This is a genomic window from Diaphorobacter sp. (assembly GCF_050251835.1).
Classification (GTDB): domain Bacteria; phylum Pseudomonadota; class Gammaproteobacteria; order Burkholderiales; family Burkholderiaceae_C; genus JBFXIE01.
Genome location: NZ_JBFWLZ010000022.1, coordinates 36,044 through 48,745 on the forward strand (window position 1 = coordinate 36,044; position 12,702 = coordinate 48,745).

Sequence of the window (12,702 nt, forward strand, 5' to 3'; positions counted from 1 at the left end):
GCTCCCTTCGGGTCGTTTTTTTGTCATCAACTCATCATCAATTGGCCCGACTTGCCTTCAATGCCATATCTTCCTTGATAAGCTCTTTCATGGCATCAAGGACTTCCCGGCCCATGGTTCCCGACAAATATTGAGGGCAGTCATAGGAGAGTTTTTTTCGAGTCACGCCCAAATAGACTCTGCACTTCTCAGAGAATGCCCCATTGTCATCAAAGTATCTATCCTCAATCTTGATGATGACAGAAGTGGCACCATAACCTTCAATGATGAACATAGGGGTTTTATTTGCCACCCAACTTGTTATGACAAATTGCCCACCTTCCCGAACTTCATCAACGTTTGACCCCCAAACCCCGGTTTGTTTGGCCATGCGATTTGATTCTTCAATCTTTTGCTGAGGATTGCCCATTTGCATTCCACCTTCCCGAAGCTCTCGGAATAGAGCATGGTGAATTGAAATGGTGATTTCCTCGATAGCTCTTTTCACGAAGTAATAGTTCTCCGATTTGAGCTTTTTGAACTTCTCACGGTCCATCAACATCCGTTGAGCGTTGGTCATGTCGCCATCACCGTTGCCCGTGGGAGGGCTGTTCAGTGCATTGATGACCACCATGGAATCTTCCATGGCCTTGGCCCGGTCGGCGTACGCCTTTTGCCAGTGGGCCGTGTTCTTGTAGTTGTCCAGGAAGTTTTCGATGCATCGCATCTGGCCTTGAAGACCTTCCAAGGCTTCGATGCTTGGGGGTTCAATGCTGATGGTGCGGGCCGTGCATCCGGCCAGCGTCTCTTTTTCCTTCTCTTCGGGGGAAGGCGTTGGAGGTGTCGGCGCAGCGGTTGTTTGGGCTACTGGTGACGGTGCATCCGTGTTCTTTTCACCGCAGGCAGTCAGCAGGGCCATGGCGGCAACTGCGACGGACAAGACCCCAATCTTCATGTAAAGCTCCCGGTTAGTAGGGTCATCTTAGCCGATGCTTTACAAAGAGAAACACCCTCCGAAGAGGGTGTTTGCGGGGTGCCTATCCTGGGCTAAGACCTAACTTCTGGTGAGGCGAAAAGCAACACGGGAAGAGAGGGGCTTGCACAAACGTGGGCTTTTTTTCCAAGCATTGCGCCTGATATTTGGTTGCGCGAGAAGGATTTGAACCTCCGACCTTTGGGTTATGAGCCCAACGAGCTACCAGACTGCTCCATCGCGCGGTAAGAGAAGAATTATACAGTATTTTTAAGCTTCTGTGTCAGCAGCTTGAGATTCAGCGGGACGATCCACCAATTCAACGAAAGCCATCGGCGCATTGTCGCCTACACGGAAACCCATTTTCAGGATGCGTGTGTAGCCACCAGGACGGGTCTTGAAGCGCGGACCCAGTTCATTGAACAGCTTGGTAACGCTGTCGCGATCACGCAGGCGATTGAAGGCCAGGCGACGGTTAGCCACCGAGTCTTCCTTGGCCAGGGTGATCATGGGCTCGATCACGCGGCGCAGCTCTTTGGCTTTGGGCAGAGTGGTCTTGATGGCCTCGTGCTCGATGAGCGAGTTCATCATGTTTTGCAGCATCGCAAGGCGGTGCGAGCTGGTGCGATTGAGTTTGCGAAGGCCGTGTCCGTGGCGCATGGTGCTTTCCTTTTTGAATAATTAAATCGGGCAGCCGTATCAGGTACTGCCCGAGGCACTGACTCTCATGAGAAGAGCCGAAACTTGAAACTTAACGCTTATCGAGCCCGGCCGGCGGCCAGTTCTCAAGCTTCATACCCAGCGTGAGACCGCGTGAAGCCAAAACTTCCTTGATCTCGTTGAGCGACTTGCGACCCAGGTTGGGGGTCTTGAGCAGTTCGTTCTCGGTGCGCTGGATCAGATCACCGATGTAATAGATGTTCTCTGCCTTGAGGCAGTTCGCAGAGCGCACCGTGAGCTCAAGCTCATCCACCGGCCGCAGCAAGATCGGATCAAAGGTGGCACCACTGGCCTGCCCAGGCCGGCCAGCCTGAGGTTCCAGGATCCCACCGGCATCAATCTGTGCAAACACTGCCAGCTGCTCGATCAGGATCTTGGTGGACTCACGCACCGCCTCTTCAGCAGAGATGGCGCCGTTGGTTTCAATCTCCAACACCAGCTTGTCCAGGTCGGTGCGCTGCTCTACGCGAGCGCTTTCAACGGTGTAGCTGACGCGCTTGACCGGAGAAAAAGACGCATCTAGCACGATACGACCAATGGACTTTGTAGCCTCGTCAGCGAAGCGCCGCATGTTGCCTGGCACGTAACCGCGACCTTTCTCCACCTTGATCTGCATATCCAGCTTGCCACCGGCAGACAGGTGCGCAATCACGTGGTCAGGGTTGACAATCTCGACATCGTGGGGCGTTTGAATATCACGCGCCGTAACGACACCCTCACCGTCCTTGCGCAAGCTCAATGTGACCTCGTCACGGTTGTGAAGCTTGAACACAACCCCCTTCAGATTCAGCAGGATGTTGACAACATCTTCCTGGATTCCGTCGATCGACGAATACTCGTGCAACACACCGGCAATGGTCACCTCGGTTGCTGCGTAACCCACCATGGACGAGAGCAAGACACGCCGAATGGCGTTGCCAAGCGTGTGGCCATAGCCACGCTCGAACGGCTCCAGTTCGACTTTAGCTCGGTTGTAACCAAGCTGTTCGACATTGATTGCCTTGGGTTTCAGCAAATTGGTTTGCATGCAGACTTCCTCTCAATGCCCCCAGCTCGTTACACCGGTAAGGCTGATGAAGCACCTAAACCGCGATACCCGCGGTTCAGGAACGAATTAGCTAGGGTGACGACTATGGATTAACGCGAATACAACTCAACGATCAGAGATTCGTTGATGTCTGCACCAAACTGGTCACGATCTGGCACTTGCTTGAAAACGCCTTCGACCTTGTCAGCACTCACCTCGACCCAGGCGGGCATGCCCACCTGCTGGGCCAATTGCAGAGCCTCGACAATGCGCGCCTGTTTCTTGGACTTTTCACGCACGGCGACAACGTCACCAGCTTTCACCAGGTACGAAGCGATGTTGACGCATTGACCATTGACGGTGATGGCCTTGTGGGACACCAGCTGGCGCGCTTCTGCACGCGTAGAGCCGAAACCCATGCGATAGACAACATTGTCCAGGCGGGATTCGAGCAGCGACAGCAGGTTGGCGCCAGTGTTGCCCTTGCGGCGCTCAGCTGCCTCGAAGTAACGACGGAACTGCTTTTCCAGCACGCCGTACATGCGCTTGACCTTCTGCTTTTCACGCAGTTGCAGACCGTAGTCAGACGTGCGGGCGCCAGAGGTGCGCCCATGCTGACCAGGCTTGGAGTCAAACTTGGCTTTGTCAGCAATCGAGCGACGTGCGCTCTTGAGGAACAGATCCGTGCCTTCGCGGCGGGAGAGTTTGGCCTTGGGGCCGAGATAACGTGCCACTTGTATTTCCTTGAATTGTCTTCTTCCGCATTGAAATGCGGGAGCCACCATCGCACAAGGCGATCGGTGGCGGTGGGCTTATGAAAAGATTTAGATGCGGCGACGCTTCTGAGGGCGGCAGCCGTTGTGGGGCACAGGCGTCACATCCGAGATGGATGTAATGCGAATGCCCAGAGCACCAAGGGCGCGCACCGAGGACTCGCGGCCCGGACCGGGGCCCTTGATCTCGACGTCCAGGTTCTTGATGCCCTGTTCAATGGCGGCGCGACCCGCCACTTCAGAAGCCACCTGAGCAGCAAACGGTGTCGACTTGCGCGAACCCTTGAAGCCTTGACCCCCCGAAGATGCCCAGGACAGCGCGTTACCTTGGCGATCGGTGATGGTGATGATTGTATTGTTGAAGGATGCATGCACGTGGGCGATACCATCGGACACGTTCTTGCGAACCTTCTTGCGCACGCGTTGCGCCGCGTTATTGGCGGGAGACTTAGCCATATTGATCTTTCAATCTTACTTTTTCAGTGCAGCTGCACCTTTGCGCGGGCCCTTGCGGGTACGTGCATTCGTGCGTGTGCGCTGACCACGCATCGGCAGACCGCGACGATGGCGGAAACCACGATAGCAACCGATGTCCATCAAACGCTTGATATTCATCGTTGTTTCACGGCGCAGATCACCTTCAATGGTGAACTGAGCGATTTGGTCGCGAATCTTCTCCAGATCAGCGTCGGTCAGTTCCTTGACCTTCTTGGAATACGCGATTCCGCACGCTTCGCAAATCTTGCGAGCACGGGTGCGCCCAATACCATAGATAGCCGTCAGGCCGATCTCGGCATGCTGATGGGGCGGGATGTTAATACCAGCGATACGAGCCATATGCGTCCTCTAAATTTCCCAATCAACCTTGGCGCTGCTTGTGGCGCTGATCTGTGCAGATCACGCGCACAACGCCCTTGCGGCGGATGATTTTGCAGTTGCGGCAAATTTTCTTCACCGAAGCCGAAACTCTCATTGCATTCTCCTAAACTTGTCCAATCGTTCCGGCCCACTGCACGGAACACAATAAACGTGCCCGCGATGGATCGAAGGGCATCAAAAAAGCCGTTGCTTCTCTGGCGAACCCGCAACTATAGCGCATTCACCAGAGAGTCATCGGAGTCAGGTACCTGGTGTCGCCTTGAAGTTGGCCTTCTTGAGCAGCGATTCATACTGCTGCGACATCATGTAGTTCTGCACCTGGGCCATGAAGTCCATCGTGACCACCACAATGATCAACAACGAAGTGCCACCAAAATAGAACGGCACGTTGTACTTCAGGATCAGGAACTCTGGCAGCAAACAGACAAACGTGATGTAAACGGCACCAGCCAATGTCAGGCGCACCAGAATCTTGTCGATGTAGCGCGCCGTGTGCTCACCAGGGCGGATACCAGGGATGAACGCCCCACTCTTCTTCAGGTTGTCTGCCGTCTCCCGGCTGTTGAAAACCAGCGCGGTGTAGAAGAAGCAGAAAAACACGATGGCGGCTGCATAGAACATCACGTACACAGGCTGTCCGGGTGTCAGCGCGGCCGAAATATCGCGCAGCCAGCGCATGGACTCTCCGGCGCTGAACCAGTTCACGATGGTTGCAGGCAGCAAGATGATGGACGACGCAAAGATCGGTGGAATTACACCAGCCATATTCAGCTTCAACGGCAGATGGGACGATTGCCCGCCATACACCTTGTTGCCAACCTGGCGGCGTGCGTAATTCACAAGAATCTTGCGCTGACCACGCTCGACAAAAACCACAAAGTAGGTGACAAGCCCCACGACGATCACGATGAAAATCGCTGCAAGAATGCTCATCGCACCCGTGCGCACGAGTTCCAGCAACCCGCCAATCGAACTCGGCAACCCCGCGGCAATGCCTGCGAAGATCAGGATCGATATGCCGTTGCCCAGCCCGCGCTCGGTAATCTGCTCACCCAGCCACATCAGGAACATGGTGCCCGCCGTCAAGCTGAACACCGCAGTCATGCGGAAGCCAAAGCCAGGCTCCAGCACCAGACCCGCCGAGCTTTCCAGCGCCACTGCGATGCCCAGCGACTGGAATATGGCCAGGCCAAGCGTTCCGTAACGTGTGTATTGCGCGATCTTGCGGCGACCGGTTTCACCTTCCTTTTTCAACTGCTCGAACGTGGGAACCACGTAGGTCATCAACTGCATGATGATCGATGCCGATATGTACGGCATGATCCCCAGAGCGAAGACCGTGAAGCGCGAAAGCGCCCCGCCCGAAAACATGTTGAAAAGATTCAGGATGCCACCCTGCTGACCACTGAACAGCTGCTGCAACTGCGCAGGATCGATTCCCGGAACGGGAATGTGCGCCCCCACGCGGTATACAACCAACGCGAGCAGCAAGAAGACAAGACGCCGGCGAAGATCGCCGAACTTTCCAGTTTTTGCCAGTTGAGCTGCGTTAGTAGCCACAGTTACCTTTCGTCAGATCCAGATCAAGCCAGGCTACCGCCGGCGGCCTCGATGGCAGCCTTAGCGCCAGCAGTTGCGGAGATGCCCGACAGCTTGACTGCCTTGGAAATCTCGCCACTCTTGATCACCTTGACCACCTTCGCCAATTCGCTGATCAGCCCGGCGCTCTTCAGCGTCAGCACATCCACCTCGGCCAGACCAAGGTTGTCCAGCGCAGAAAGAGAGATCTCTGCATTGAACTTCAGCAAATGCGACTTGAAGCCGCGCTTGGGAAGACGGCGCTGCAAAGGCATCTGACCGCCTTCGAAACCTACCTTGTGATAACCGCCGGAGCGCGACTTCTGCCCCTTGTGCCCGCGGCCTGCTGTCTTGCCCAGACCAGAACCAATGCCACGACCAACGCGGCGCTTGGCGTGCTTGGCGCCGTCTGCGGGCTTGATGCTATTGAGTTCCATCATCAACCTCTCAGAGGACTTTGACCAGATAGCTGATCTTGTTAATCATGCCGCGCACCTCGGGCGTGTCCTTGAGTTCGCTGACGCTGTTGAGCTTGCGAAGTCCCAGACCACGAACCGTGGCGCGATGCGATTCCTTGGTGCCAATAGGACTGCGCACCAGCTGAATCTTGATGGTTTGTTGTGTTGTCATTGATCGCCTCTCTGTCAGGCAGCAAAGAGGTCTTCGACCGACTTGCCGCGCTTGGCTGCCACTTCGGCTGGCGTAGTGGAATTGGTCAGGGCGTCAAACGTTGCGCGAACCATGTTGTAGGGGTTGGACGAGCCATGGCTCTTGGCCACGATATCGGTAATGCCCATCACCTCGAACACGGCACGCATCGGACCGCCAGCGATGATGCCGGTACCCTTGGGAGCCGGTGCCATCATCACCACGGCAGCGCCATGGTGCCCCGTCACATTGTGGTGAATGGTGCCGCTCTTGAGCGAAACCTTCACCATGTTGCGACGCGCCTCTTCCATCGCTTTTTGCACAGCTGCGGGCACTTCCTTGGACTTGCCCTTGCCCATGCCAACTCGGCCATCACCGTCGCCAACCACCGTCAGTGCAGCGAAGCCCAAGATGCGGCCACCCTTCACGACTTTGGTCACGCGGTTGACCGCGATCATTTTTTCGCGCAGACCGTCGTCACGACCTTCGTCTTGCACTTTGGGTTGAAATTTAGCCATTTTTATCCGCTCCGCTTAGAACTGCAGGCCAGCTTCGCGGGCCGCGTCAGCCAAGGCCTTCACGCGGCCGTGATACGCAAAACCTGCGCGATCAAATGCAACCTTTTCGATACCGGCAGCCTTCGCCTTCTCAGCGATACGCTTGCCGATGATCTGGGCCGCAGCGGCGTTGCCGCCCTTGCCGGAGCCACCGAGCGACTTGCGCACGTCGGCTTCGACCGTGGAAGCGCTGGCCAGCACCTTGCTGCCATCGCCCGAGATCACACTGGCGTAGATATGGAGATTCGTACGATTGACCGTCAGACGCGCAATGCCTTGCTGGGCAATACGGATACGGGTCTGACGGGCCCGACGAAGACGCTGCTCTTTTTTGGTCAACATGTTGCAGCTCCTTACTTCTTCTTGGTCTCTTTGATCGTGACTTTTTCATCCGAGTAACGGATGCCCTTGCCTTTGTAAGGCTCGGGAGGACGAACGGCACGAATCTCTGCAGCCAGCTGACCCACCACCTGGCGGTCAGCACCCTTGATCACGATTTCCGTGGGAGTGGGCGTCGCCACAGAGATGCCAGCGGGCATTTCAAAATTCACGGGGTGCGAAAAACCGATGGCCAGGTTCAGCTTGTTGCCGGAGGCTGCCGCCTTGAAACCCACGCCGATGAGCGTGAGCTTCTTTTCAAAGCCCTTGCTGACACCGACCACCATGTTGTTGACCAACTGGCGCACCGTGCCACTCATGGCATTGGCTTCACGCGATTCATTGACCGGCTCGAAGCTCAGCTTGCCTTCGTTGCTGGACACCTTCACCAGCGGGTTCTGCGCGAGCGACAACGCGCCGCCAGCACCCTTGACACTGATCTGGTCGTCCTTGATGGACACATCCACGCCTGCGGGGATGCTTACCGGGGATTTACCTACACGGGACATTTCAGTCTTCTCCTCAATGCCACGTTAAGCCACATAGCAAAGCACTTCACCACCGACACCGGTAGCACGCGCCTTGCGATCAGTCATCACACCCTTGGGCGTCGTGACAATTGCCACGCCCAGGCCGTTCATGACTTGCGGAATGGAATCACGACCCTTGTACACGCGCAGGCCAGGACGGCTGACACGCTCGATGCGCTCGATAACCGGACGACCGGCGTAGTACTTCAGGGTGATGACGAGTTCAGACTTGCCATCTTCAGACTTCACTTCGAAGCCGTCGATGTAACCCTCGTCCTTCAACACTTGTGCAATGGCAACCTTCACTTTGGAGGAAGGCACTGCCACGGTGGCCTTAGACACCATTTGCGCGTTTCGGATGCGGGTCAGCAAGTCAGCGATGGGATCACTCATGCTCATGTTGTATCTCTCCTGCCTGCTTACCAGCTGGCCTTGGTGACACCGGGGATGTCACCGGCAAATGCCAGTTCACGGATCTTGGCGCGGCCCAGACCGAATTGACGGAAGGTGCCACGCGGACGACCGGTGATCTCGCAACGGTTGCGCTGGCGCGTGGGGTTGGCATTGCGGGGCAATTTCTGCAATCCCAGACGGGCGGCTTCACGCTCTTCATCGCTACGCTTGGCGTCGCCTGCGATGGCCTTCAGTTCCGCGTACTTGGCGGCGTACTTGGCGGCCAGTTTTTCGCGCTTGAGTTCGCGCTGGATCAAAGCTACTTTAGCCATACGCTGCCTTTAGTTCTTGAACGGGAAACGGAAGGCCGTGAGAAGCGCCTTGGCTTCTTCGTCGGACTTGGCCGTCGTGGTGATGCTGATGTTGAGGCCGCGCAAGGCATCCACCTTGTCGTACTCGATCTCAGGGAAAATGATCTGCTCTTTGACGCCGATGTTGTAGTTGCCACGGCCGTCAAAAGCACGCCCGGAAATACCACGGAAGTCACGCACGCGGGGCAGTGCGATCGTCACGAAGCGATCCAGAAACTCATACATGTGCGCGCCGCGCAGCGTCACCATGCAGCCGATGGCCTGGCCTTCACGGATCTTGAAACCGGCGATGGCCTTCTTGGCCTTGGTGACGACAGGCTTTTGGCCGGCGATCTTGGTCAGGTCAGCCACGGCATTGTCCATGACCTTCTTGTCCGCCACGGCCTCGCTCACACCCATGTTGAGCGTGATCTTGGTCAGACGCGGAACCTGCATCGGCGAGGTGTAACCGAACTGCTTGACCAGTTCGGGAGCGATCTTGTCGCGATAGATTTGTTGCAGTCGTGCCATGTGGACTCCTTAGGCAGCCTTGATTTCGGCGCCGCTGGACTTGAACACGCGAACGCGCGTACCGTCGGCCTGCACCTTGATACCCACGCGATCAGCCTTGCCGGTAGCGGCATTGAAGATGGCCACGTTGGATTGGTGGATGGGCATGGCTTTTTCCACAATGCCGCCCGTCGTACCCTTCATGGGGTTCGGCTTGACATGCTTCTTGACCAGGTTGATGCCTTCGATGACCAGATGAGAGTCATCCTTGCGCAGCGCAACTGTGCCGCGCTTGCCCTTGTCGCGCCCGGTGAGCACGATGACTTCGTCGCCCTTGCGGATCTTGTTCATGGAGCGTCCTTCAGAGAACTTCAGGAGCCAGGGACACGATCTTCATGAAGCGCTCCGTGCGCAATTCACGCGTCACGGGGCCGAAGATGCGGGTGCCGATCGGCTCCAGCTTGGCATTGAGCAACACTGCTGCATTGCCATCGAATTTGACGAGCGAGCCATCGCCACGGCGAATGCCCTTGGCCGTACGAACAACCACGGCACTGTAGATCTCGCCTTTCTTGACGCGACCACGGGGTGCAGCTTCTTTCACGCTCACCTTGATGATGTCGCCAACACTTGCATAACGGCGCTTGGAGCCACCCAGCACCTTGATGCACAGGACGGACTTCGCGCCGGTATTGTCGGCAACGTCTAACCGAGATTCAGTTTGGATCATTTCAATATTCCCAACTTGCACCAGCAGTTGAATACCTCAAAAAAACTTCTCAAGGTGGCCGACCTGCCAGTCAGTCTTGGGCCCGTCGTCCACACCGCAAACCATTTGCGGCGCTTCCCGCTGGGCAGAAACTTCGCGCCATTAACGCGAAGCCCGCAAGTGTCTCAAAAATATTTGCGCGCGTCAACAGGTTTGTGCACACGTCAGCACATTGCTCACGTGGGCACGGTGGCGTACTGGTTGGCCAATTGCAGAAACTGCTCCAGTTGCGGGTCGTGGCCTGGCAGCTCCTCGGCAAGCAATTGCGCCACGCGAGGAGCCAGCGAAGCAGCCAGGCGTGCATCGAGGAACAGCACGCGGGCGCGGCGCGCCAGCACATCCTCCACCGTGCGCGCATATTCGTGGCGCGCGGCAAAGCGCACCATGGCCTCGGACAGACCCGGCGCCAGCGCCGCGTCCGCCCCCGGCAGGCTGGCGACCACGGGTGCCTCGGTTCCGTAAGAGTGCAGGCCCTGCGGCGCATTCAGCCCCCCGTTGTTCCGGATTCGGCCTGCACCCACCAGCGCCAGCGACACCGTCACGCCGGCGGGCTTGTGCGGCAGCAGGCGATCATGCATGCATTGGCGCAGCACATCCTCGGCCATGGCACGGTAGGTGGTCCATTTGCCGCCAGTCACCGTGACCAGTCCGCTGCCGCTGGTCAGCACCGTGTGCTCGCGGCTGATGCTCTTGGTGCTGGCGCTGTCGTCGTCCTGGGGTTTGACCAGCGGGCGCAAGCCCACCCAGATGCTGCGCACGTCAGCCGCCCGGGGCGCGCGGCGCAGATAGCGCGCCGACTCGCCCAGGATAAAGCTCACTTCTTCGCGCAGGGCCACGGGCTCGCGTGCCAGATCCTGGCGGGGGCTGTCTGTGGTGCCCAAAATCAGCTTGCCCAGCCATGGCACGGCGAACAACACGCGCCCGTCGGCTGTCTTGGGCACCATCAGCGCATGGTCGGAGGGCAAAAAATCCCGATCCACCACGATATGCACGCCCTGGCTGGGCGCCACCATGGGCCGCACCGGCTGGCCGCAGTCCTGCCCGTCGCGCTGGCGCAGCTCGTCCACCCAGACACCCGTGGCGTTGACCACGCAGCGCGCGCGCACCTCATAGGGCGTGCCGGTCTCGGCATCAGCGCACACCACACCCGCCACCTTGCCTGCGTCATAGAGCAGGCCGCTCACGGGGCAATAGTTGATGACCAGCGCGCCCAGGCGGGCCGCCGTGCGTGCCAGCGCCAGCGCCAGCCGGGCATCGTCAAACTGGCCGTCCCAGTATTTGACGCCGCCTTTAAGGCCCTCTGCCACCGCCGTGGGCAGGCAGCGCAGGGTTTCCATGCGTCCCAGAAATTCCGTATGCCCCAGCCCGGCCTGGCCCGCCAGGGCGTCGTACATCTTCAGGCCCGTGCCGTAGAACGGCGTCTCCCACACCTTGTAGGAAGGCATGACGAACGCGAGCGGCTGCGCCAGGTGCGGCGCGTTGCGCAGCAGCGTGGTGCGTTCGTGCAGCGCCTCGCGCACCAGCGCGATGTTGCCCTGCGCCAGGTAGCGCACGCCGCCGTGCACCAGTTTGGTGGCGCGCGATGATGTGCCCTTGGCAAAGTCGTGCGACTCCAGCAGCACTACCGAAAACCCGCGCGCCGCCGCATCCAGCGCCACGCCCAGGCCGGTGGCACCGCCGCCGATGACCGCAAGGTCATGAACGACCGGGCGCGCCAGCTGCTGCAGCAACTGCGCACGCGAAGTGACAAGAGGGGTGGGGATATCGGCAGTCATGGCGGGTATTGTCCACGCCTACACCGCCAGCCACTTGGCCTATGCTTGCCCGCCATGACTTACCTGCTCGCCCTCGACCAAGGCACCTCCAGCTCGCGCAGCATCGTGTTCGACGAACGCGGCCGCATCGTGGCCCAGGCGCAGCGCGAGCTGGCGCAGCTCTACCCCCGCCCCGGCTGGGTGGAGCACGACCCGCGCGAAATCTGGCGCACGCAGCTCGCCACCGCGCAGGACGCGCTGCGCCAGGCCGGCATCACCGCGCGGGACGTGCGCGCCCTGGGCATCACCAACCAGCGCGAAACCACCGTGCTGTGGAACCGCCGCACCGGCCAGCCCGTGCACCACGCCATCGTCTGGCAGGACCGGCGCGCCGAGCCCGCCTGCGCGCAGCTGCGAAGCCAGGGCCACGCGGCCGCCATCCAGGCCAAGACGGGCCTGCTGATCGACGCGTACTTCTCGGCCACCAAGCTGCAGTGGCTGCTGGACAACGTGCCCGGCGCGCGCGACGCGGCTGAGGCCGGCGAGCTGGCCTTCGGCACCGTGGACAGCTGGCTCATCTGGCAGCTGACCGGCGGCCGCCGCCATGTCACCGACGTGAGCAACGCCAGCCGCACCATGCTGTTCAACGTGCACACCAACCAGTGGGACGACGATCTGCTGCAGCTTTTGCGCATCCCGCGCGCGCTGATGCCCGAGGTGCTGCCATCGGCCAGCGGCTTCGGCGCCACCGACGCGCCGCTGCTGGGCGGCGCCATCGCCATCGGCGGCGTGGCGGGCGACCAGCAAAGCGCGCTCTTCGGCCAGGCCTGCTTTACCGCTGGCATGGCCAAGAACACCTACGGCACCGGCTGCTTCATGCTGAT

Annotated in this window: 20 protein-coding genes and 1 tRNA gene; 1 reads left to right on the top strand and 20 read right to left on the bottom strand. The window is 58.9% G+C overall.

Annotated elements, in window-relative coordinates; genetic code table 11:
* Window positions 1-37: 37 nt before the first annotated feature.
* The 20 genes from AB7E35_RS09285 to AB7E35_RS09380 form a co-directional block, all read right to left on the bottom strand.
* Window positions 38-934: a hypothetical protein gene (locus tag AB7E35_RS09285; protein ID WP_428167460.1), complete on the bottom strand. Its 897-nt coding sequence runs from the start codon at window positions 932-934 to the stop codon at window positions 38-40.
* 186 nt (window positions 935-1,120) lie between these two features.
* Window positions 1,121-1,197, bottom strand: a tRNA-Met gene (locus tag AB7E35_RS09290).
* A gap of 25 nt (window positions 1,198-1,222) precedes the next feature.
* The gene (gene rplQ, locus AB7E35_RS09295; protein WP_428163026.1) at window positions 1,223-1,612 is read right to left on the bottom strand and encodes a 50S ribosomal protein L17; all 390 of its coding nucleotides are present in this window, start codon (window positions 1,610-1,612) and stop codon (window positions 1,223-1,225) included.
* A gap of 91 nt (window positions 1,613-1,703) precedes the next feature.
* Window positions 1,704-2,699, bottom strand: a complete 996-nt coding sequence (locus AB7E35_RS09300; protein ID WP_428163025.1) for a DNA-directed RNA polymerase subunit alpha — start codon at window positions 2,697-2,699, stop codon at window positions 1,704-1,706.
* 110 nt (window positions 2,700-2,809) lie between these two features.
* Window positions 2,810-3,433, bottom strand: a complete 624-nt coding sequence (gene rpsD / locus AB7E35_RS09305; protein WP_428163042.1) for a 30S ribosomal protein S4 — start codon at window positions 3,431-3,433, stop codon at window positions 2,810-2,812.
* A gap of 90 nt (window positions 3,434-3,523) precedes the next feature.
* On the bottom strand, window positions 3,524-3,928 hold the full coding sequence (gene rpsK / locus AB7E35_RS09310; RefSeq protein WP_011793799.1) for a 30S ribosomal protein S11: 405 nt from the start codon (window positions 3,926-3,928) through the stop codon (window positions 3,524-3,526).
* 15 nt (window positions 3,929-3,943) lie between these two features.
* A complete protein-coding gene (gene rpsM, locus AB7E35_RS09315; RefSeq protein ID WP_020227961.1) occupies window positions 3,944-4,309 on the bottom strand; it encodes a 30S ribosomal protein S13 in 366 nt (121 codons plus the stop codon).
* Window positions 4,310-4,331: 22 nt separating this feature from the next.
* On the bottom strand, window positions 4,332-4,445 hold the full coding sequence (gene rpmJ, locus AB7E35_RS09320; protein WP_003050535.1) for a 50S ribosomal protein L36: 114 nt from the start codon (window positions 4,443-4,445) through the stop codon (window positions 4,332-4,334).
* A 146-nt stretch (window positions 4,446-4,591) separates the two neighbouring features.
* Complete coding sequence (gene secY, locus AB7E35_RS09325) at window positions 4,592-5,911, bottom strand: preprotein translocase subunit SecY (RefSeq protein ID WP_428163024.1); 1,320 nt, start codon at window positions 5,909-5,911, stop codon at window positions 4,592-4,594.
* Window positions 5,912-5,934: 23 nt separating this feature from the next.
* Window positions 5,935-6,366, bottom strand: a complete 432-nt coding sequence (gene rplO / locus AB7E35_RS09330; protein ID WP_428163023.1) for a 50S ribosomal protein L15 — start codon at window positions 6,364-6,366, stop codon at window positions 5,935-5,937.
* 10 nt (window positions 6,367-6,376) lie between these two features.
* On the bottom strand, window positions 6,377-6,559 hold the full coding sequence (rpmD, locus tag AB7E35_RS09335) for a 50S ribosomal protein L30 (protein WP_013520738.1): 183 nt from the start codon (window positions 6,557-6,559) through the stop codon (window positions 6,377-6,379).
* Between the two features lie 14 nt (window positions 6,560-6,573).
* Window positions 6,574-7,095 carry a 30S ribosomal protein S5 gene (gene rpsE / locus AB7E35_RS09340; protein ID WP_428163022.1) on the bottom strand — a complete coding sequence of 174 codons (522 nt, stop codon included), beginning with the start codon at window positions 7,093-7,095 and terminating at the stop codon, window positions 6,574-6,576.
* 15 nt (window positions 7,096-7,110) lie between these two features.
* Window positions 7,111-7,476 carry a 50S ribosomal protein L18 gene (gene rplR, locus AB7E35_RS09345; RefSeq protein ID WP_428163021.1) on the bottom strand — a complete coding sequence of 122 codons (366 nt, stop codon included), beginning with the start codon at window positions 7,474-7,476 and terminating at the stop codon, window positions 7,111-7,113.
* 11 nt (window positions 7,477-7,487) lie between these two features.
* Window positions 7,488-8,021 (bottom strand): 50S ribosomal protein L6, encoded by a 534-nt coding sequence (gene rplF / locus AB7E35_RS09350; RefSeq protein ID WP_428163020.1) that lies wholly within the window; start codon window positions 8,019-8,021, stop codon window positions 7,488-7,490.
* Window positions 8,022-8,045: 24 nt separating this feature from the next.
* On the bottom strand, window positions 8,046-8,441 hold the full coding sequence (rpsH, locus tag AB7E35_RS09355) for a 30S ribosomal protein S8 (protein ID WP_428163019.1): 396 nt from the start codon (window positions 8,439-8,441) through the stop codon (window positions 8,046-8,048).
* A gap of 20 nt (window positions 8,442-8,461) precedes the next feature.
* Window positions 8,462-8,767: a 30S ribosomal protein S14 gene (gene rpsN / locus AB7E35_RS09360; protein ID WP_011803856.1), complete on the bottom strand. Its 306-nt coding sequence runs from the start codon at window positions 8,765-8,767 to the stop codon at window positions 8,462-8,464.
* 9 nt (window positions 8,768-8,776) lie between these two features.
* On the bottom strand, window positions 8,777-9,316 hold the full coding sequence (gene rplE, locus AB7E35_RS09365; protein WP_428163018.1) for a 50S ribosomal protein L5: 540 nt from the start codon (window positions 9,314-9,316) through the stop codon (window positions 8,777-8,779).
* Window positions 9,317-9,325: 9 nt separating this feature from the next.
* Window positions 9,326-9,646, bottom strand: coding sequence for a 50S ribosomal protein L24 (gene rplX, locus AB7E35_RS09370; protein ID WP_428163017.1), 321 nt, complete (start codon window positions 9,644-9,646; stop codon window positions 9,326-9,328).
* A 10-nt stretch (window positions 9,647-9,656) separates the two neighbouring features.
* Window positions 9,657-10,025, bottom strand: a complete 369-nt coding sequence (gene rplN / locus AB7E35_RS09375; RefSeq protein ID WP_047350286.1) for a 50S ribosomal protein L14 — start codon at window positions 10,023-10,025, stop codon at window positions 9,657-9,659.
* Window positions 10,026-10,240: 215 nt separating this feature from the next.
* Window positions 10,241-11,839, bottom strand: a complete 1,599-nt coding sequence (locus tag AB7E35_RS09380) for an FAD-dependent oxidoreductase (protein WP_428167461.1) — start codon at window positions 11,837-11,839, stop codon at window positions 10,241-10,243.
* Window positions 11,840-11,893: 54 nt separating this feature from the next.
* Here AB7E35_RS09380 and AB7E35_RS09385 point away from each other — a divergent pair.
* The coding region (locus tag AB7E35_RS09385) for an FGGY family carbohydrate kinase (RefSeq protein ID WP_428167462.1) at window positions 11,894-12,702 on the top strand (809 nt) is incomplete at its 3' end.